This window comes from Paraburkholderia strydomiana, from assembly GCF_031456815.1.
In the GTDB taxonomy this organism is placed as follows: Bacteria; Pseudomonadota; Gammaproteobacteria; order Burkholderiales; family Burkholderiaceae; genus Paraburkholderia; species Paraburkholderia caledonica.
Genome location: NZ_JAVDVL010000007.1, coordinates 46,551 through 65,117, shown reverse-complemented (window position 1 = coordinate 65,117; position 18,567 = coordinate 46,551). Strand labels below are relative to the sequence as shown.

Here is an 18,567-nt window from a genome sequence, read left to right as displayed (position 1 = left end):
TGTCGGAGCGGCTGTTCGGAGCGGAGATTCCGTCCCAGCCGATGCTGCACGCGCGCACGCCGTTCTTCCCACATTGCTCGACAAGCTGCGCGACTGCGCAGTTCGCGATCTCGCCTGGCTGCTGTTGAGCGTCGATTTGTTGCGTCCGCAACCGCCGGTGGGCGAACTCGCTACTCCATTCGCGTCCTTGCGGCAACTCGACGACATCGTCGACTGGCTGTGCGCGCTCGATGCAGCGCCCGCTCCGCTGCATGACGATCTCGCCGCAACGCGCACGACTCGCCTCGGCCGCTACGCCGAACGCTTGCTCGGCTGGTTCCTGCAACATGGCCCCACGGCTAGGCTGATCGCGGCGGGCGTGCCGCTGCGGCGTGCGGGGGTCACGCTGGGCGAATGCGATTTTCTGCTGCACACGCAAGAGGGTGCGCGGCTTCACTGGGAACTTGCGGTGAAATGCTATCTGCATGCCGGCAATGTCGACGCGCGAACCGCGCCGCTATCACCGTCCGCATCATCGCTCTCGTCATCTCTCACGTCATCGCAGTTATCGGACTATGTCGGCCCGAACCTCAAGGACCGCTTCGACCTCAAGCTCGCCCATCTGCTCAGTCATCAATTGCCCTTGAGCGCGCGCGAAGACTTTGCATCGACGGGTTATCCGGGACCGTGGACGCCGCAAATGTTCGTCAAAGGATGGTTGTTCTATCGGCATGGCGAGACGCCGGCAGATGCGGTCGAACTCGACCCCGCGCATGGCCGCGGCTGGTGGGTGACACGCAGTGAGTGGCCGGACTTTGCAGCGGCGCATGCGCAGCATTGGCGCGTCCTGCCGCGGCTTGAATGGCTGGCGCCCCGGCGTTATGGTCAAGACGCGGAGCAGACCGCCAGCAGGGCGTCGATCGATCCGCTAACGCTTACCGCTCGAAGCGCCCAGCAAACCGGCCCGACCATGATCGCCGCATTGGCAGAAGACGCGGTGGGCAACCTGGTTGAACGCTCGCGTGGCTTTGTCGTACCCGACGAGTGGCCTGAGCAGGCTCAGGCCTACGCAAGGCAGTAGCGCGGCCGCGTTACCACCATCGATAGAAATGATGCACCGGGCCGACGCCGTTGCCGACGTCGAGCCGATCGCTCGCCTGCAATGCGCCGGTCAGGTATTCCTTGGCATCCGCGACCGCGCTCGCCAGATCGTCGCGTTGCGGCATCAGTGCTGCGATCGCCGACGACAGCGTGCAGCCCGTCCCATGCGTGTTCTTCACCGGCACACGCGGGCCGCCCAGCCGCAGCGTGCCGCTTTCCTGGATCAGCCAGTCCGGACTGTCGGTTGCGCTCAGATGACCGCCTTTCATCAGCACCGCGCGGGCGCCGAGCGCGCGCAGCGCTTCGCCTTGCTCGACCATCCCCGCTTCGTCGGCAGCCGGTTGCACGCCGTCGAGCAGTGCGGCGGCTTCAGGAAGATTGGGCGTCAGCAGATCGGCGAGCGGCAGTAGTTCTTCGCGCAATGCGGCGACCGCATCCGGCAGCAAGAGCGCATGGTTGCTCTTCGAAATCATCACCGTATCGAGGACGATGTACGTGGGCTTGTGCCGGCGCAACGCGTCGGCAACTGCACGGACAATCGACGCGTTGGCGAGCATGCCGATCTTCACCGCGTCGATGCGGATGTCGTCGAACACGGCGTTGAGTTGCGCGGTGATGAAGCTCGCGTCCGGCGCGTGGATCGCGGTGACTCCGCGCGTGTTCTGAGCGGTGAGCGCGGTAATCACGCTCGCGCCGTAAGCGCCGAGCGCCGAGAAAGCCTTCAGATCGGCCTGAATGCCGGCGCCGCCGCCCGAATCGGAGCCGGCGATGGTCAGCACATTGGGAATCGGTTGGGTCATCGCAAAGCGGGAAAGGGTGAAGGCGCGAGGGCGGCGGCAGAAGCGGACGCGCCCAGACGCGTTAGTGCTTGACTTCGCCGATCAGCGCGACGGAGTCGAACGCGCGCTGGTTCGCCTGGTGACGCCGCATCACGAGCCACATCATCAGGCAGACGAAGGTGCCGAACAGCACGATGACCGCCGTGACCGGCACGTCGAGCCAGACGAGCACCGCGTACAGACACAGCATGACGAGCACGGAGAGGTTCTCGTTGAAGTTCTGCACGGCGATCGAGTGACCCGCCGACAGCAACACGTGGCCGCGATGCTGGAGCAGCGCATTCATCGGTACGACGAAGAAGCCCGACAGGCCGCCGACGATCATCAGGAAGACATAAGCGACGATCAGATAACCCGGCACGTGCATCCGGCCGAAGTACAGCCCCCAGTGAGAAGGGAACAGATTGCGCGTATAGAAGGCCATGAGCATGACGGCAAGCCCCATCATGATGCCCACCGGCAGCACCGACAGCGACTTCTTCAGCGGCACGCGCGAGGCCGCGAAGATCGCGCCGCCCGCGACGCCGACGGCCACCACCGCCTGCAGGATTGCCGCTTCCGAGAGCGACATGTTGAGCGACACTTCGGCCCACTTCAGCACGATGAATTGCAGCGTGGCGCCCGCGCCCCAGAACAGCGTCGTGACCGCGAGCGAGATCTGCCCGAGCTTGTCGCGCCACAGCACGAGAAAACAGTCGGCGAAATCGGTGACGAGTTTGATCGGGCCGCGTTCCTGCTTCGGGTAGCGCGCGCCGGTGTCGGGAATACGCAGATTGAAGAGCGCAGCGATGACGTAGATCACCATGATGACCAGCATCGCCGCTTCAGCGGGCGTGTTGACCGTGGGGATATGGTGCCGCAGGATCGGCGCAGCAATATGCGGACTGATCAGCGCTCCGCCGAGCACCGTACCGAGAATGATCGAGCCGACCGTGGTGCCTTCAATCCAGCCGTTTGCGGCGACGAGCCTGTCAGGCGGCAGCAGTTCGGTGAGAATCCCGTATTTGGCGGGCGAATACGCAGCCGCGCCAAAACCCACGATTCCATACGCAAGAAGCGGATGCGCGCCGACCAGCATCGTGATGCAGCCGAGCACCTTGATAGTGTTCGTGATGAACATCACGCGCCCTTTGGGACGCGAATCGGCGAAGGCGCCCACGAAGGCGGCTAGAACGACGTACGACAGCACAAAGAACAACTTGAGCAGCGGCGTCATCCAGTTCGGGGCGTGTAGATCTTTCAGCAGTGCGATAGCAGCGATCAGAAGCGCATTGTCGGCCAGCGACGAAAAAAACTGCGCGGCCATGATGGTGTAAAAACCTTTTTTCATCTGATGCGATGCTGTCCTCGCTGCGGTCTGTCCGCCCCGGCCGTTTGTTATGCGTCCGGGCTTATGCCGTTCGAAATGGGTTGTGCGCACGGCTTTATATCATGAAAATAGCTGCATTCAGACTAGCAGAATCCTTGATCGCACCGCCCAGCGGGCTGCCGCGCGTTGAAAACGCCCTGTAAGCCGCTGATTCGCAAGCGTCTTTACGAAAATACTCCATGCCGCGCCCCCTCTCAGCCACGATTCACACCTCCGCCCTCGCCAATAACCTCGCCGTCGCGCGCCGCTATGCGCCTAAATCGAAGATCTGGGCGGTCGTGAAGGCCAATGCGTACGGCCATGGCCTCGCGCGCGCTTTCCCAGGTTTGCGTGCAACGGACGGCTTTGGGTTGCTGGACCTCGAAGAAGCCGTGAAGTTGCGTGAATTGGGTTGGGCCGGCCCGATTCTTTTGCTCGAGGGCTTTTTTCGTCCGACGGATATCGACGTCATCGACCGCTATAGCCTGACCACGGCGCTCCACTCGGACGAGCAGTTGCGCATGCTGGAAATGGCGCGGCTTTCGAAGCCTGTGAACATCCAGTTGAAGATGAATAGCGGCATGAACCGGCTCGGCTACACGCCGGAGAAATACCGCGCGGCGTGGGAGCGGGCGCGCGCCTGTCAGGGCGTCGGTCAGATCACGCTAATGACCCATTTTTCCGACGCCGACAGCGAGCGTGGCGTGGCTCATCAGATGGAAGCGTTCGAGCGCGGTGCGCAGGGCATCGCCGGCATGCGCAGCCTTGCCAATTCGGCGGCCACGCTGTGGCATCCGCAATCGCACTTCGACTGGGTGCGCCCGGGCATCATTCTGTACGGCGCGTCGCCGTCGGGCATGTCCGCGGCAATCCAGGGCACCGGCTTGCAGCCCGCCATGACGCTCACGTCCGAACTGATCGCCGTGCAGAACATCGCGGAAGGCCACACGGTCGGCTACGGTTCGCTCTTCAAGGCGCGTGGGCCGATGCGCATCGGCGTGGTGGCGTGCGGTTACGCGGACGGTTATCCGCGAGTCGCGCCGGAAGGCACGCCGGTGATCGTCGAGGGCGTGCGCACGCGGGTCGTGGGACGCGTGTCCATGGACATGCTCACCGTCGACCTCACGCCGATTCCTACTGCGAACGTGGGCTCGCGCGTCGAGCTGTGGGGCGCGTCGCTGCCGATCGACGACGTTGCGCGTGCCTGCGGCACGATCGGCTACGAGCTGATGTGCTCGGTCGCGCCGCGCGTGCCGGTGCGTGCCGAGTAATGTCCGGCAACGCGTATTGACGCGGGGCAATAGCGGAGCGCGCTGCTTCATCGAACGGCGCGCTCGAAACAGGAAAACCAGACAACAGTAACCAGGCAAGAACGCGTGGCAAAAGCAAAAACGTTGTACGTATGCAGTGAATGCGGCGGTCAAACGCCAAAATGGGCGGGTCAGTGCCCGTCCTGTCAGGCCTGGAACACACTCGTCGAATCGGTCGCCGAAACACCTTCCACACATCGTTTCCAGTCGCTCGCAAAGAGTGCGCCGGTGCGGTGCCTCGCCGATATCGAAGCCTCCGACGTGCCGCGCTTTTCCACCGGCGTGGGCGAGTTCGACCGGGTGCTCGGCGGCGGCCTCGTGCCGGGCGGCGTGGTGCTGATCGGCGGCGATCCGGGCATCGGCAAATCGACGCTTCTGCTGCAGTCGCTCGCCGAGATTGCCGCCGACAAGCGCGCGCTTTACATCAGCGGTGAAGAGTCGGCCGCGCAGATTGCGTTGCGCGCGCAACGGTTGTCGCTGCTGGAACCCGGCTCCAAAGCGAGCGAACTGCAATTGCTCGCCGAAATCCAGCTTGAGAAAATTCAGGCGACGATTGCGGAGCAGCAGCCCGACGTCGCGGTCATCGACTCGATCCAGACCGTCTATTCCGACGCGCTCACGTCGGCGCCGGGCTCGGTCGCGCAGGTGCGCGAGTGCGCGGCGCAATTGACACGCATCGCGAAGCAGTCGGGCACCACGATCATCATGGTCGGCCACGTGACCAAGGAAGGCGCCCTCGCGGGACCGCGCGTGCTGGAGCACATCGTCGATACGGTGTTGTATTTCGAGGGCGACACGCACTCGTCGTTTCGCCTCGTGCGCGCGATCAAGAACCGCTTTGGCGCAGTCAACGAACTCGGCGTGTTCGCAATGACCGAGCGCGGCTTGCGCGGCGTCGCGAACCCGTCGGCGCTCTTCCTGTCGCAGCACGAGCAGTCGGTGCCGGGCTCGTGCGTGCTGGTCACGCAGGAAGGTACGCGGCCGCTGCTGGTCGAGGTTCAAGCGCTGGTGGATTCCGCCAATGCACCGAATCCACGGCGTCTCGCCGTCGGCCTGGAGCAGAACCGGCTCGCGATGCTGCTCGCCGTGCTGCATCGGCACGCGGGCATCGCATGTTTCGATCAGGATGTGTTCCTGAACGCGGTGGGCGGCGTGAAGATCACCGAGCCGGCCGCGGATCTCGCGGTGCTGCTGGCTATTCATTCGTCGATGCGCAACAAGCCGCTGCCGAAAGGGCTCGTGGTATTCGGCGAAGTGGGTCTTGCCGGCGAAATCCGGCCGTCGCCGCGTGGCCAGGAGCGCTTGAAGGAAGCCGCCAAGCTCGGCTTCTCGGTCGCCGTCATTCCAAAGGCCAACGCGCCCAAGCAGCCGATAGAAGGCTTACAGGTTGTTGCGGTCGAACGTATCGAACAGGCTATCGACCGGGTCCGCACCCTTGAATAGACGCCGATAGCGCGCGTGGTGCGCCACGCGCGCGCCGTAATGCGCCGTAAATATCTCCAGGTTGGTTGTAACCAACAAGCCCTTCCTTTTTCCTTAAGCTGCAAAGCTATTGCATCCCTTCCGATGCCCGAAAAAGGATCGCGCCTTGAAACACTCACATGAAACCATCGCCGAAGGGCCGATACAGGTGCGCGGCTGTCGGGTCTCAGCGCCCATTCACCAGCCGTGGGGCGGCACTTGCCGGATCGTCGAGTGGATCGACAGAACGGGGCAGATTTCGCGCCGCGTGGTAGCCGGCGACGCGACCGCCGCCGAGGTGCGCGCCACCATCAATCGCCATGTGGAAGGCCGCAAGCATCTGCTGTACGACGACGAAAAGACGCCGCGTCAGACGTTGCCGCGGCAGACGGTGGCGCGGCGGTGAGGCTGCGGGCCGGCGCGACGTGTTAAAGCGCGTTACGCCTGGCTCAGGCTTCGATTGCGCTTTGCCGGCGCTCCAGTCGCGTTTCGCGCCGGTATTGAAGTGCGGTTCAATCGTGCTCCGGTCGCGCTTCAGGGCGCGCGTCGCTTCGGGTCTTCAGATCCGTTTGCGAGTTCGTCCGGCTCGACATGCTCGTCGTGCTCATCATGCGCTTGCGGATTGAACAATGGATGCTGGGCCGCTTCGGCCGCCGTCAAGACTGGCGAGACGCAGCAGTCAAGCGGCTCCAGCAACGCGACCCATTCATCGAGCGCACGCGAACCGATGACGTCGGCGAGTTCCCGTGTGAGCGCAACGGCGTCCGGTCCACCGATCGCCTGGCCGAGACTCCAGTGGCGCGTGGCCCATTCGGGGCGGTCGAGCGCCATGCACAGGCTTTCCCAGAACTTGAGTTCCAGCGCACCCACCGCGAGCCAGCGGCCGTCCAGCGTACGGTACAAGTTGTAGCAGGGCACGCCGCCGTTCAGCAGGCCCGCGCCTGGCGCTGTCTGTTCCGTTGCGTTTCGCGCCGTGTTCCCGGCGGCGCTGGCCGCGCTATCTCTCGCGGCATTTCCCGCGGAATCGCCATTAGCGAGCGCGACCTGCGCGATCACGTTGTGCGCATGAGTGGCGTGTGTCATCGAAACGTCGACGAAACGGCCTTCGCCGCCGCGCGATACATGCCATAACGCGGCGAGGATCTGCGTGACCGCGCTGAGCGCGCCGCCGAGCAGATCGGCAATCTGAAAATTCGGCACGATTGGCGCGCCGTCCCGGTCGGTGAGTTGGTCGAGAACGCCCGCGTAGCCGATGTAGTTCAGATCGTGCCCGGCATGATCGGCGAACGGGCCGCGTGCGCCGTAACCGCTGATCGCGCAGTACACGAGCCGCGGATTGGCCGCACGCAGCGTCGCGTAGCCCACGCCGAGCCGATCCATCACCCCCGGCCGGAAGCTTTCGATCAACACGTCCGCTTCGGCCGCGAGCGCTCGCAGCACATTGCGTCCTGCTTCCGACTTGAGGTCGAGCCGCGTCTCGCGCTTACCGCGATTCACCAGCCGGTAAAACGCGCCGGGCCGTCCGGCCACGCGGTCGCTCGACGATTGCATCATTGTTCGCGTCGGGTCACCGGCGCCAGGCGCTTCGATTTTCAGCACTTCGGCGCCGAGTTCCGCAAGCCGCAGCGCGGCGACCGGGCCCGGCAACAGACGCGTGAGGTCGAGCACGCGCAGGCCTCTTAACGGAGGCGGGGCGGACGCCGCGTTCGAAGCGGAGTCGGCGGCTGAAACGGAAGATGCAGCGGAGGACATCGCAGATGACAAAGCCAACCTCTCGTCGATGCCGGCGCGGATCGCGGACAGCGTCCCGCTAGCCGATTTGTTCGAGTTCCTCGTGTGTCTCGAGCCATTCGGCTTCGAGTGCTTCAAGGCGCGCGTTCACGTCTGCCTGACGGCGAATTGCGTCCGTCAGTTTGCTCTTTTGAGCCGGCTCGTAGCTGGCAGGATCGGCGACAAATGCGTCCAGCGTCGCCTTTTCCGCGTTGAGCGCGTCCATCTCCTTCTCGATCTTCGTGATACGGCTTTGCAGCGGCTTTTTCAGGTGCGCAAGCTTCTGACGGGTTTCCGCTTCCAGCCGGCGCTGTTCCTTGCGATTCACGCCGCCGTCCGCGCCGTTGTCGCCATTGAACGCGCCGTTCGCCGCATTGCCCGCTTTCAACGCCGCGCGCTGCTCGGCTGCATGTTGCAGCAGCCAGTCGCGGTAATCGTCGAGATCGCCGTCGAATTCCTGCAAACGGTGCTTTGCGACCAGCATGAACTGATCTGTCGTGGCGCGCAGCAAATGCCGGTCGTGCGACACGAGGATCAGCGTGCCTTCGAACTGAGCGAGCGCCATGGTCAGCGCGTGCCGTGTTTCGAGATCCAGGTGGTTGGTCGGCTCGTCGAGCAGGAGCAGGTTCGGCTTCTGCCAGATGATCAGCGCGAGTGCGAGCCGCGCCTTTTCGCCGCCGGAGAAAGGAGCGATCTTCGACGTCGCCATTTCGCCGGAAAAATTGAAGCTGCCGAGGAAGTCGCGCAATTCCTGCTCGCGCGTATCCGGCGCAAGGCGCGCGAGGTGCTGCAAGGGCGTGTCGTCCGCGCGCAGCGTTTCGAGCTGATGCTGCGCGAAGTAGCCGATGCGCAGACCTTTGCCTTCGCGCACGTGCCCGCCGAGCGGCGCGAGCGTGCCGGCCAGCGTCTTGATCAGCGTGGACTTGCCCTGGCCGTTTGCGCCGAGCAGCCCGATGCGCTGGCCGTTCTGGATAGACAGCATCACGCGCTCGACGATCGGAATTTCAACGCCTTCTTCGCTGTGATAGCCGCAGCGCACGTCTTCCATCACCATCATCGGGTTCGGTGCGGACTCGGGCGTGCGAAATTCGAAGGTGAACGGCGACGCAGCGTGCGCCGGCGCGATCAGTTCCATCTTCTCGAGCGCCTTCACGCGGCTTTGCGCCTGGCGCGCCTTGGTGGCCTGTGCCTTGAAGCGGTTGATGTAGCTCTGCAGATGCTCGACCGTGCGCTGCTGCTTTTCGTATGCGCTCTGTTGCAACGCGATCTGCTGCGCGCGCAGCACTTCGAACTGCGAGTAGTTGCCGCCGTAACGCTTGATCTGCTGCTGTTCGAGATGCAGCGTGACGTTGCAGACCGAATCGAGAAATTCGCGGTCGTGCGAGATCACGATCAAGGTGCCCGGATAGCGGTGCAGCCAGTCTTCGAGCCAGACGATTGCGTCGAGATCCAGGTGGTTGGTCGGTTCGTCGAGCAGCAGCAGATCCGAACGGCACATGAGCGCCTGCGCGAGATTGAGCCGCATGCGCCAGCCGCCCGAGAAGCTGCTCACCGGTTCGCGGGTCTGGTCGAGCGTGAAACCGAGGCCGAGCAGCAGCGCTTCGGCGCGCGCGGGCGCGGTGTAGCCGTCGGCGTCCGCAAAGGCTGCATGCGCGTTGGCTTCGGCCGCGCCGTCGTGCGCGGCGGAGGCGGCCGCGATCTGCGCTTCGATTGCACGCAATGCCGCGTCGCCGTCGAGCGTATAGGCGAGGGCAGTCTTGTCCGCCGCGGGTGTTTCCTGCGCGACGTGCGCGATCTGCCACGTTGGCGGGATCGAAAAATCGCCGCCGTCCGCGTGCAGTTCGCCGAGCAGCACGGCGAACAGTGTCGACTTGCCAGCGCCGTTTGCTCCCACGAGGCCCGCCTTTTCGCCGGGATTCAGGGTGAACGTGGTGTTGTCGAAGAGCGGCTTGGTGCCGCGCGCGAGGCTGAACTGGTTAAAGCGGATCACGAAGAGGCCGGCTTGAGAAAAACGCTATTTTAGACTGCCGGGGATGACAGCGGGCGCTCAGCCGGCATCAGCCATTCGGCCGACTGTATCCGCCGCGCTTTTGGCATAGACTGACGGCTTTCCTGGGGAGAGCACATGACATCGATTTATTCTTTTTCGGCCCGCACGCTAGGCGGCGAGGAAGTGAGCCTCGGGCAGTACGAAGGCAAGGTCTTGCTGATCGTCAATACGGCGAGCGAATGCGGTTTCACGCCGCAATATGCGGGCTTGCAGAAGCTGTATGAGGGCTACGCCGCGCGCGGGCTTGCGGTGCTGGGCTTCCCATGCAACCAGTTCGGCAAGCAGGAGCCGGGCGACGCGGCGCAAATCGGCAGCTTCTGCGAAAAGAACTACGGCGTTACTTTCCCGATGTTTGACAAGGTAGACGTGAACGGTGCCAACGCGCATCCGCTGTTCCGCTTTCTGACCGGCGAGGCGCCCGGTCTGCTGGGTCTCGAAGCGATCAAGTGGAACTTCACGAAGTTTCTTATTGGCCGTGACGGCAACGTGGTCAAGCGCTATGCGCCTTTGACCAAGCCCGAGGCGATTGTCGAAGACATTGAAAAACTGCTGTAACCACGCGGCGCGCGCCGCGACGGCTTACAGAATTGGCGAAAACAGTCGGGCCACATGCATCAGCACGCGCCGTAGTGCGCTCGCGTGGCGGTACTCGTTGCGATCTATCTCACGAGATTCGGCGAAATCGGCGAGCAGCATTGCCTCGACTTCTTTCGCAAAATCGCGGTCGACCGTCATCACCATGATCTCGAAGTTCAGGCGGAACGAACGGTTGTCGAGATTGGCGCTGCCGACCGCCGCCGCCACGCTGTCGATCAGCACGACCTTCTGATGCAGGAAGCCCGGCTGGTAGCGAAAAATGCGGATGCCCGCGCGCAGCGAATCGTACGCATATAGTTTCGACGCTTCGAACACCACCACGTGATCGCGCCGGCTGGGAATCAGAATGCGGACGTCAACGCCGCGCAGCGCTGCGAGCCGTAGCGCCGAGAACACGGCTTCGTCCGGCACCAGGTAGGGCGTCGTAATCCAGATGCGCTCGCGCGCGGCATTGATCGCTTCGACGAAAAAGAGCGAGCAGGTTTCCTGCTTGTCGGCCGGGCCGCTCGGCACGACGAGGCAGTGCATGTCGTGGCCCGTTGCCGGGTGCGCGGAGTTGGCCGGGTCCGACGGCGCCGCGAGGTCGGGCGACGGCGCCGTCGGCAGATGGAGTTCAGGCAACTGCTGCGTTGCCCAGTACCAGTCTTCGGTGAACACGAACTGGATGCTGGCGACCGCCGGTCCGCGCACTTCGATATGAGTGTCGCGCCACGGCGAGAGCGGCGGCTTGCCGCCAAGATATTCCACGCCGACATTGTGGCCGCCGACAAACGCGCGTTCGCCGTCGACCGAAACGATCTTGCGATGGTTGCGGAAGTTCAGTTGCAGCCGGTTGACGAACCGGCGATTGGTGGCGAACGGATGCGTGTCCACGCCGCCCGCGCGCAGCGACGCGACATAGCGGTGCGGCAGATCGAAGCTGCCGATGCTGTCGTAGAGGAAGTACACGCGCACGCCTTGCTGGGCTTTCGCTATCAGTGCGTCTTTGAACATTTCGCCGAGCGCATCGTCGCGCACGATGAAGAACTGCACGATCACGTAATGGCGTGCGTTTTCGATGGCCTGGAAAATTGCCTCGAATGTCGCAGTGCCGTTCACCAGCGTGCGCACGGAATTGCCTGGCAGAAACGGCATGCCGCCCAGCCGTGTGAGCGAGTGGACGAGCCTGCCGCCAAGTGCATGCGCGGGGAGTTGGGCCGAAGAAGCAAGCCTGTCCCACTCTGGAGGATGCGCGTGCGCGCGCAGCAATTCGTTTTCGACGCGGCGCGCGTCGGCGTAACCCGCAAACTTGCTGCGCCCAAGAAAGAGGTATGGGACGAGCGTGAGATACGGCATCGCGACCAGCGACACGGCCCACGCAATCGCGCCTTGTGACGTGCGGGTATTGAGAATCGCGTGACATGCCGCGACCACGCCGAGTATGTGGGCGAGGGCCACCAGCGTGCCGACGTGAAGCAGGTCGAATTGCATAGGCAAGCGAAGGGATGGGCGAAGCGCTGCACGGCTCGCTGGACGAACACAGGCAGCTAAGCTAACAAGCTAAGGAACTAACGAGCTAACGACCTAACGGCGCCCATCTTACAGAACGCGCGCGGGTTGGGGGCGGGTTGGGTATTGTCTGAAACGACGGCAAGCGTTTGCACGGCGTCGCAACGACTGCGGGGAAGCTAACCGTGACCGACGGCTCAGGCATCCGCTGTGACCGAGCTTCTACCGGATCAGAGCAAGCATTTTGCATGAAGTCGCAGTGAGCAGCGGAAGCACTCACTGCGACTCACAACCAAGCCTCGACTCCGGCCCGGTGTCTGACCGGTTCAGACAGGCAGGTCGGCGGCCTGGATCAGGAACACGTTGTCGTCGCCGGCGCTCGTCGACAGCCACACGAGATTCAACCCGCCGAATGCCGCTTCCACATGCTGACGTTCGTTGCCGATTTCGATCACGAGCACGCCGTCTTCGGTCAGCCAGTTGCGCGCCTCGGCAATGATCCGCCGCACGATGTCCATGCCGTCGCTGCCGCCCGCGAGTGCCATTTCCGGCTCGTGCTTATATTCGGCGGGCAACTCCTGCATCGACGCGGCGTTCACATACGGAGGGTTGCTGATGATCACGTCGTAGCGGCGCTCCGCGAGCGGCGCATACAGGTCGCCTTCGAAGAGAGCGATGCGCTCTTCGAGTTTGTAGTCGTCCACGTTGCGCGCGGCGACTTCGAGAGCCGGCGCGGACAGGTCGACCGCGTCGATATCGGCATTCGGAAACGCATGCGCCGCAAGAATCGCGAGGCAGCCCGAGCCCGTGCAAAGTTCGAGCACGGCGCTGACCTGTTCGGGATCTTCAACGTAAGGTTGCAGCCCGTCCTGCAGCAACTCGCCGATGAACGAACGCGGCACGATCGCGCGTTCGTCGACGTAGAAGCGAAAGCCGTGCATCCACGCTTCCTGGGTGATGTACGCAGCCGGCACCCGCTCGGTGGCGCGACGTTCGATCACGTTGAGAACCGCGTCGATCTCAGCCGCGCTCAAGCGTGCGTCCATGAACGGATCGAGCAGGTCGAGCGGCAGATGCAGCGTGTGCAGCACCAGATAGGCGGCTTCGTCGTACGCATTGGCCGAGCCGTGGCCGAACGAGAGCCCGGACTGGTTAAAGCGCGATACCGCGAAACGCAGCAGGTCGCGGACAGTGGAAAAGGGCAGCGTCATCGCAATAGTCCTTGGATATTTCCCGGTTAAGCGATCAGTTGTTCGAGCACGCGGCGGTACACGTTTTTGAGCGGCTCGATGTGGGCGACGTCAATATGCTCGTCGATCTTATGAATGCTGGCGTTCAGCGGGCCGAACTCGACCACCTGTTGGCAGATCCGCGCGATGAAGCGGCCGTCCGAGGTGCCGCCGGTCGTCGACAGTTCGGTGCTCACGCCGGTTTCGTCCTTGATCGCTTTGGCCAGCGCGTTCGACAGATCGCCGTGGGGCGTGAGGAACGGCAGGCCGCTCACGGTCCACTGCAGGTCGTATTCGAGACCATGCCGGTCGAGGATCGCATGCACGCGATGCTGCAATCCTTCCACCGTGCTGGCTGTCGAGAAGCGGAAGTTGAACATGACGTCCGCGTGGCCTGGAATCACGTTGGTTGCGCCGGTGCCGCTATGGATATTCGACACCTGCCACGTGGTGGGCGGGAAGTATTCGTTGCCGTCGTCCCAGCGCTCGGCGACGAGTTCTGCGAGCGCGGGCGCGAGCAGATGCACTGGATTCCTGGCCAGATGCGGATAAGCGATATGGCCTTGCACGCCCTTGACGACGAGCTTGCCCGACATCGAACCGCGCCGGCCGTTTTTCACCGTGTCGCCGAACTGCGTGCTCGAAGTCGGTTCGCCGACGATGCAATAGTCCATGCGCTCGCCGCGCGCTTGCAGCGCCTCGACGACTTTGACGGTGCCGTCGGTGGCGGGGCCTTCTTCGTCGCTCGTGATCAGAAACGCGATCGAGCCGCGATGCCGCGGGTGCGCCGCGACGAACTCCTCGCTCGCGACCACGAAGCCGGCGATCGAGGTTTTCATGTCGGCTGCGCCGCGACCGTACAGCTTGCCGTCGCGATGCGTCGGTTCGAACGGCGCGGATTGCCATTGCTCCAGCGGGCCGGTGGGCACCACGTCGGTGTGACCGGCAAACGCGAGCAGCTTGCCCGCGCGGCCGTCAACGCCGCGTTTGACGGCCCACAGGTTCGTCACGCCGTTGGATTCAATGGTTTCGTGCTCGAAACCGAGCGCGGACAGGCGTTCGATCAGGAGGCGCTGGCAATGCTGATCGTCGGGCGTGACGGAGGCGCGCGCGATCAGTTGTTCGGTAAGGGCGAGGGTGCCGGACATGGATTCGATACAAGCCACTTTGGGATGAAAAAATGCCGGCTGGCGGTGACGCACCGCAGCCGGCAACAGCTTTGACGCAACGCGGCGACGCCGCGTTCAAGCAACACAATGCAGCAGCAGGGCACGCGGCGCAGCGCTCACGCGAACGCCGCCATGCTCACGCAAACAGCGCTGCATATTCTTCGGGCGAAAAACCAAGCGACTTCACGCGCCCATTGATCACCAGCACGGGCCGCTTGATGACCGACGGCTTGTGAATCATCAACGCGATCGCGCCCGGCTGGGTGTCCGCCGCCGCCTTCATGTCGTCGGACAGACCGCGCCACGTCGTGCCGCGGCGGTTCAGCAATGCGTCGAGCTTGACGTCTTTCAACCAGTCCTGCACGAGCGGCTCGGTCACGCCGGCTTTCTTGAAGTCATGAAACTCGAACTCCACGCCGTGCTCTTCGAGCCATACACGCGCTTTCTTCACGGTGTCGCAGTTCGGAATTCCGTAGACGACAGTCTTGGTGCCGCGCGCCATTAGTCGCCTCGCAGGAGCTCATTCAGGCCGACCTTCGCACGTGTCTTTGCGTCGACCTTCTTCACGATCACGGCGCAATAGAGGCTGTGCGAACCGTCCTTCGACGGCAGATTGCCCGCCACCACGACCGAGCCGGCCGGAATGCGACCGTATGTGACTTCGCCGGTTTCGCGGTCGTAGATCTTGGTGCTCTGGCCCAGGTACACGCCCATCGAAATCACCGAATTTTCTTCGACGATCACGCCTTCCACCACTTCCGAACGCGCGCCGATAAAGCAGTTGTCTTCGATGATGACCGGGTTCGCCTGCAGCGGCTCCAGCACGCCGCCGATGCCTACGCCGCCCGACAGGTGCACGTTCTTGCCGATCTGCGCGCAGGAACCGACGGTGGCCCACGTGTCGACCATCGAGCCTTCGTCGACATAGGCGCCGATGTTGGTGTACGACGGCATCAGCACGACGTTCTTCGCGATGAACGAGCCGCGGCGCGCGATGGCGGGCGGCACGACGCGAAAGCCGCCGGCGGCGAAGTCTTCAGCGGTGTAGTTGGCGAACTTCGACGGCACCTTGTCGTAGAACTGGCTGTAACCGCCCGCGGGCATCGGCGCGTTGTCTTCGAGGCGGAACGACAGCAGCACGGCTTTCTTCAGCCATTGATTGACGACCCAGTCGTCGTCTTTCTTCTCGGCGACGCGCAGCGCGCCCTTGTCCAGTTGCTCGATGGCGTGGGCGACGGCTTCACGCACGTCGGCCGGCGCGGCCTTGGGCGACAGCTCGGCGCGGTTGTCCCAGGCGGTGTCGATGATTTGCTGAAGTTGTTGCGACATATGCGTGCTTTCTGAAGAGTTGAAGTCTGAAGAAGGGAGGCGGTGCGCAAGGCGTTCGCCGGGAAAACGGAACAGGAACAATCAGCGGCAGGCCGCGCGACGAATCTGACGACGTGCCGGCCTGGAACCCGGCAAACTCAGCCCGCCAGCCCGCGGCAAAAATCGACGATGCGTTGCGCGCCCTGCGTGCATTCGTCGACGTCGGCGACGAGCGCGAGGCGCACGAAATTGCGGCCGGGATTCACGCCGTGCGCGGTGCGCGCGAGGAACGAGCCCGGCAGAACCGTCACATTATAGTCGGCGTAAAGACGCTGGGCGAACTCCGTGTCCGTGAGGCCGGTGCGCGAGACGTCGGCCCACAGATAGAACGCGGCGTCGGGCAGACGCACGTCGAGCACCGCGGCAAGCATCGGCGTGACGGTGGAAAACTTCTGCACGTATTTCGCGCGGTTCTCGCGCACGTGCGCTTCGTCGTTCCAGGCTGCGATGCTCGCGCTTTGAAACACCGTTGACAACGCCGCGCCGTGGTACGTCCGGTACAACAGGAAGTCTTTGAGGATCGCCGCGTCGCCCGCGACAAAGCCCGAGCGCATGCCGGGCACATTCGAGCGCTTCGACAGGCTCGACAGCATGATGAGTCTGTCATAACCGCGGCCGAGCTTGTGCGCGGCTTCGAGGCCGCCGAGCGGCGCGTTGGCTTCGTCGAAATAGATCTCGGAGTAGCACTCGTCGGAGGCGATCACGAAGCCGTGGCGGTCCGACAGCGCGAAGAGTTCGCGCCAGTCTTCGAGCGTCAGCACCGCGCCGGTCGGGTTGCCCGGCGAGCAGACATAGAGCAGTTGCGTGCGAGCCCATACGTCGGCCGGCACCGCCGAGTAATCGCACGCGAAGTTGCGCGCCGGGTCGCTATTGACGAAATAAGGCTCTGCTCCCGCGAGAATCGCCGCGCCTTCGTAGATTTGGTAGAACGGGTTCGGACAGAGTACGATCGCAGGCTCGCCTTTCGCATTGCGCTTCGGGTCGATGACCGTTTGTGCGAGCGCAAACAGCGCCTCGCGCGAACCCGAGACGGGCAGCACCTGGGTCGCGGGATCCACCGGCGGCAGGCCGTAGCGCTGCGTAACCCACTTCGCGATCGACTCGCGCAACGGCAGCGACCCCACGGTGGCCGGATACGCGGACAGACCGCCGAGCGAAGCGATCACGGCGTCGGTTATCAACGTGGGCGTCGGATGTTTCGGCTCGCCAATGCCGAAGCTGATATGCGGGAAGCCGGCGGCCGGCGCGACGTCTTTGAAAAGCGCGCGCAGCTTTTCGAACGGATAGGGCTGGAGGGAGTCGAGTAGCGGATTCACTGGGCGGATCGAGCCTGATCGAAGAGGGCGCGGAAAGATGCACGACGGCGCATGCGCTGGGCCGCGCCGCGCGAAAATAGCAGCGGCGGCGAGCAGGGGATTATAGCGTGCGCGGGGGCTGGCGTTGGGTCGCTGGCGGGCGTGGTCCACGGTTGAGCCTGCGGCAAGCGGGCCTTGGCCACGCCGACCGGACGCCAACGAATCTTCAACTAGAAGTAACCTGGCATCAACCAAAGCACCACCACCCGCCAGGCGGCGCAGTTAATGCGCTGCAGCGGGAACGACGCGGAACGTAACAGTCCGCGCAGAAACAAGGCAGGAGCAGCAATGTACGCAGCAATTGAGGAGACGTCCGGACGAGGAGCGCGCGAAAACGCCGCAGTCCGTGACACGAACAGCACCGTCTCGCGGAGAGCGTCGCCATGACAAACTGGCTTCGCACAGGGTGGCCGACGCTCGCGATCATGCTGGGCGCGTCGGTGTGGGGAATGATCTGGTATCCGCTGCGGATGCTCGCATCGCTCGGCGTGACCGGCACGGCCGCGAGCGCGCTCACGAGCGGCGCCGGGTGCCTGTTCGTGCTGCTGGTGCGCCATCGGGCGCTGAAAACCGTGCGCTGGCACTGGCTGCTGCCGGCGCTCGCGCTCGCCGCGGGCATCACGAATCTCGGCTTCGTGTGGGGATCGATCCACGGGCAGGTGATGCGCGTGCTTCTGCTCTTCTATCTGACACCTGCATGGACCGCGCTCTTCGCGCACTTCATCCTGCATGAACGCCTGACGTGGGCCGGCGCGGGGCTCGCCGCGCTGTCGCTGGCCGGCGCGATGACGATGCTGTGGTCGCCGCAGCTCGGCATTCCGCTGCCGGGCAATCTCGCGGAATGGGCGGGCCTTGCGGGCGGCATGGGCTTCGCAATGAGCAACGTGCTGATCCTGAAGACCAGCCGTGTATTGCCGCAGATGAAACCGGAGATGCGCACCGCGACCATCTTCGGCGGCGCGGCGATTTTCGGCGCTTGCGCGTCGCTATTCGAAGCGATGCCCGCGCCGCCCACCGGCGCACATCTCGCTACTGCCGCGTGGCTGGTGCTCGGCCTCGGTTTCCTGCTCGCGTCCAACAACATGCTCGTGCAATACGGGCTGTCGCGCGTGCCGGCCAACCGGGCGTCGATCATCATGCTGTTCGAACTCGTGGTCACGGCAATGTCCGCGTGGCTCTTTGCCGGGGAGACGCCCGGCCCGCGCGAATGGGCGGGCGGCGCGTGCATCGTGCTCGCTTCGGCGCTGTCGAGCTGGATGCATCGCACGAAGGCAATGCCGCCCGATCCCGCCAATCAGGATGCGGGCGAGGGCCCGGGCGACGACCCGGGCGCCAGGAGCGCCGCGAGGACATGCTCGGCCGACATCCACCAGCGCGACGGCCATAAGGACGGCAAGAACCGCCCACGCGCGATGGTATGATTGCCCCTCATTAGCCGGCGCATGCGCGGTGCGCGTGCAGCCGGCGCCCATGTCTCGAGGGCTGGCAAGGAGCGCGGGCCGC

At 64.0% G+C, this 18,567-nt stretch carries 16 protein-coding genes; 6 read left to right on the top strand and 10 right to left on the bottom strand.

Annotated elements, in window-relative coordinates; translation table 11 throughout:
- Positions 1-73 precede the first annotated feature (73 nt).
- Positions 74-1,060 carry a DUF1853 family protein gene (locus J2W46_RS19785; RefSeq protein ID WP_374726851.1) on the top strand — a complete coding sequence of 329 codons (987 nt, stop codon included), beginning with the start codon at positions 74-76 and terminating at the stop codon, positions 1,058-1,060.
- A 10-nt stretch (positions 1,061-1,070) separates the two neighbouring features.
- On the opposite strand, the gene thiD is transcribed toward J2W46_RS19785, so the two are convergent.
- Together thiD and lplT are read right to left on the bottom strand one after the other, a co-directional pair.
- Positions 1,071-1,880, bottom strand: a complete 810-nt coding sequence (thiD, locus tag J2W46_RS19780) for a bifunctional hydroxymethylpyrimidine kinase/phosphomethylpyrimidine kinase (protein WP_310355637.1) — start codon at positions 1,878-1,880, stop codon at positions 1,071-1,073.
- Positions 1,881-1,941: 61 nt separating this feature from the next.
- Positions 1,942-3,249 carry a lysophospholipid transporter LplT gene (gene lplT / locus J2W46_RS19775; RefSeq protein WP_020065607.1) on the bottom strand — a complete coding sequence of 436 codons (1,308 nt, stop codon included), beginning with the start codon at positions 3,247-3,249 and terminating at the stop codon, positions 1,942-1,944.
- A 218-nt stretch (positions 3,250-3,467) separates the two neighbouring features.
- On the opposite strand from lplT, the gene alr reads away from it, so the two are divergent.
- From alr to J2W46_RS19760, 3 genes are all read left to right on the top strand, one after another.
- Complete coding sequence (gene alr, locus J2W46_RS19770; RefSeq protein ID WP_310355635.1) at positions 3,468-4,538, top strand: alanine racemase; 1,071 nt, start codon at positions 3,468-3,470, stop codon at positions 4,536-4,538.
- A gap of 105 nt (positions 4,539-4,643) precedes the next feature.
- Complete coding sequence (radA, locus tag J2W46_RS19765) at positions 4,644-6,020, top strand: DNA repair protein RadA (protein ID WP_310355634.1); 1,377 nt, start codon at positions 4,644-4,646, stop codon at positions 6,018-6,020.
- Positions 6,021-6,165: 145 nt separating this feature from the next.
- Positions 6,166-6,444 carry a DUF2866 domain-containing protein gene (locus J2W46_RS19760; protein ID WP_020065610.1) on the top strand — a complete coding sequence of 93 codons (279 nt, stop codon included), beginning with the start codon at positions 6,166-6,168 and terminating at the stop codon, positions 6,442-6,444.
- A gap of 128 nt (positions 6,445-6,572) precedes the next feature.
- On the opposite strand, the gene J2W46_RS19755 is transcribed toward J2W46_RS19760, so the two are convergent.
- Both J2W46_RS19755 and J2W46_RS19750 read right to left on the bottom strand, forming a co-directional pair.
- A complete protein-coding gene (locus tag J2W46_RS19755) occupies positions 6,573-7,790 on the bottom strand; it encodes a CaiB/BaiF CoA transferase family protein (protein ID WP_310355632.1) in 1,218 nt (405 codons plus the stop codon).
- Positions 7,791-7,848: 58 nt separating this feature from the next.
- The gene (locus tag J2W46_RS19750; protein WP_310355630.1) at positions 7,849-9,798 is read right to left on the bottom strand and encodes an ATP-binding cassette domain-containing protein; all 1,950 of its coding nucleotides are present in this window, start codon (positions 9,796-9,798) and stop codon (positions 7,849-7,851) included.
- A 135-nt stretch (positions 9,799-9,933) separates the two neighbouring features.
- Between J2W46_RS19750 and J2W46_RS19745 the strand changes: the two genes are divergently transcribed.
- The gene (locus tag J2W46_RS19745; RefSeq protein ID WP_310355628.1) at positions 9,934-10,413 is read left to right on the top strand and encodes a glutathione peroxidase; all 480 of its coding nucleotides are present in this window, start codon (positions 9,934-9,936) and stop codon (positions 10,411-10,413) included.
- Between the two features lie 24 nt (positions 10,414-10,437).
- On the opposite strand, the gene cls is transcribed toward J2W46_RS19745, so the two are convergent.
- The 6 genes from cls to dapC form a co-directional block, all read right to left on the bottom strand.
- A complete protein-coding gene (cls, locus tag J2W46_RS19740; RefSeq protein WP_310355626.1) occupies positions 10,438-11,925 on the bottom strand; it encodes a cardiolipin synthase in 1,488 nt (495 codons plus the stop codon).
- Positions 11,926-12,269: 344 nt separating this feature from the next.
- The gene (gene prmB / locus J2W46_RS19735) at positions 12,270-13,154 is read right to left on the bottom strand and encodes a 50S ribosomal protein L3 N(5)-glutamine methyltransferase (protein ID WP_087751061.1); all 885 of its coding nucleotides are present in this window, start codon (positions 13,152-13,154) and stop codon (positions 12,270-12,272) included.
- 26 nt (positions 13,155-13,180) lie between these two features.
- The gene (gene dapE, locus J2W46_RS19730; protein ID WP_310355624.1) at positions 13,181-14,320 is read right to left on the bottom strand and encodes a succinyl-diaminopimelate desuccinylase; all 1,140 of its coding nucleotides are present in this window, start codon (positions 14,318-14,320) and stop codon (positions 13,181-13,183) included.
- Between the two features lie 157 nt (positions 14,321-14,477).
- Positions 14,478-14,843, bottom strand: a complete 366-nt coding sequence (locus tag J2W46_RS19725; protein ID WP_027775341.1) for an ArsC family reductase — start codon at positions 14,841-14,843, stop codon at positions 14,478-14,480.
- Positions 14,843-15,670, bottom strand: coding sequence for a 2,3,4,5-tetrahydropyridine-2,6-dicarboxylate N-succinyltransferase (dapD, locus tag J2W46_RS19720; RefSeq protein ID WP_310355621.1), 828 nt, complete (start codon positions 15,668-15,670; stop codon positions 14,843-14,845). The genes J2W46_RS19725 and dapD overlap by 1 nt, the downstream gene beginning before the upstream one ends.
- Before the next feature lie 137 nt (positions 15,671-15,807).
- Entirely contained in the window at positions 15,808-17,025 is a 1,218-nt protein-coding gene (gene dapC / locus J2W46_RS19715; protein WP_027775339.1) for a succinyldiaminopimelate transaminase, read from the bottom strand.
- 422 nt (positions 17,026-17,447) lie between these two features.
- On the opposite strand from dapC, the gene J2W46_RS19710 reads away from it, so the two are divergent.
- Entirely contained in the window at positions 17,448-18,485 is a 1,038-nt protein-coding gene (locus tag J2W46_RS19710; protein WP_310355619.1) for a DMT family transporter, read from the top strand.
- Positions 18,486-18,567 lie beyond the last annotated feature (82 nt).

Excerpts from the sequence above, each read along its gene's own strand:
- thiD (WP_310355637.1), bottom strand. The coding sequence starts at position 1,880 with ATGACCCAACCGATTCCCAATGTGCTGACCATCGCCGGCTCCGATTCG.
- lplT (WP_020065607.1), bottom strand. The coding sequence starts at position 3,249 with ATGAAAAAAGGTTTTTACACCATCATGGCCGCGCAGTTTTTTTCGTCG.
- alr (WP_310355635.1), top strand. The coding sequence starts at position 3,468 with ATGCCGCGCCCCCTCTCAGCCACGATTCACACCTCCGCCCTCGCCAAT.
- J2W46_RS19755 (WP_310355632.1), bottom strand. The coding sequence starts at position 7,790 with ATGTCCTCCGCTGCATCTTCCGTTTCAGCCGCCGACTCCGCTTCGAAC.
- J2W46_RS19745 (WP_310355628.1), top strand. The coding sequence starts at position 9,934 with ATGACATCGATTTATTCTTTTTCGGCCCGCACGCTAGGCGGCGAGGAA.
- cls (WP_310355626.1), bottom strand. The coding sequence starts at position 11,925 with ATGCAATTCGACCTGCTTCACGTCGGCACGCTGGTGGCCCTCGCCCAC.
- prmB (WP_087751061.1), bottom strand. The coding sequence starts at position 13,154 with ATGACGCTGCCCTTTTCCACTGTCCGCGACCTGCTGCGTTTCGCGGTA.
- dapE (WP_310355624.1), bottom strand. The coding sequence starts at position 14,320 with ATGTCCGGCACCCTCGCCCTTACCGAACAACTGATCGCGCGCGCCTCC.
- J2W46_RS19725 (WP_027775341.1), bottom strand. The coding sequence starts at position 14,843 with ATGGCGCGCGGCACCAAGACTGTCGTCTACGGAATTCCGAACTGCGAC.
- dapD (WP_310355621.1), bottom strand. The coding sequence starts at position 15,670 with ATGTCGCAACAACTTCAGCAAATCATCGACACCGCCTGGGACAACCGC.
- J2W46_RS19710 (WP_310355619.1), top strand. The coding sequence starts at position 17,448 with ATGACAAACTGGCTTCGCACAGGGTGGCCGACGCTCGCGATCATGCTG.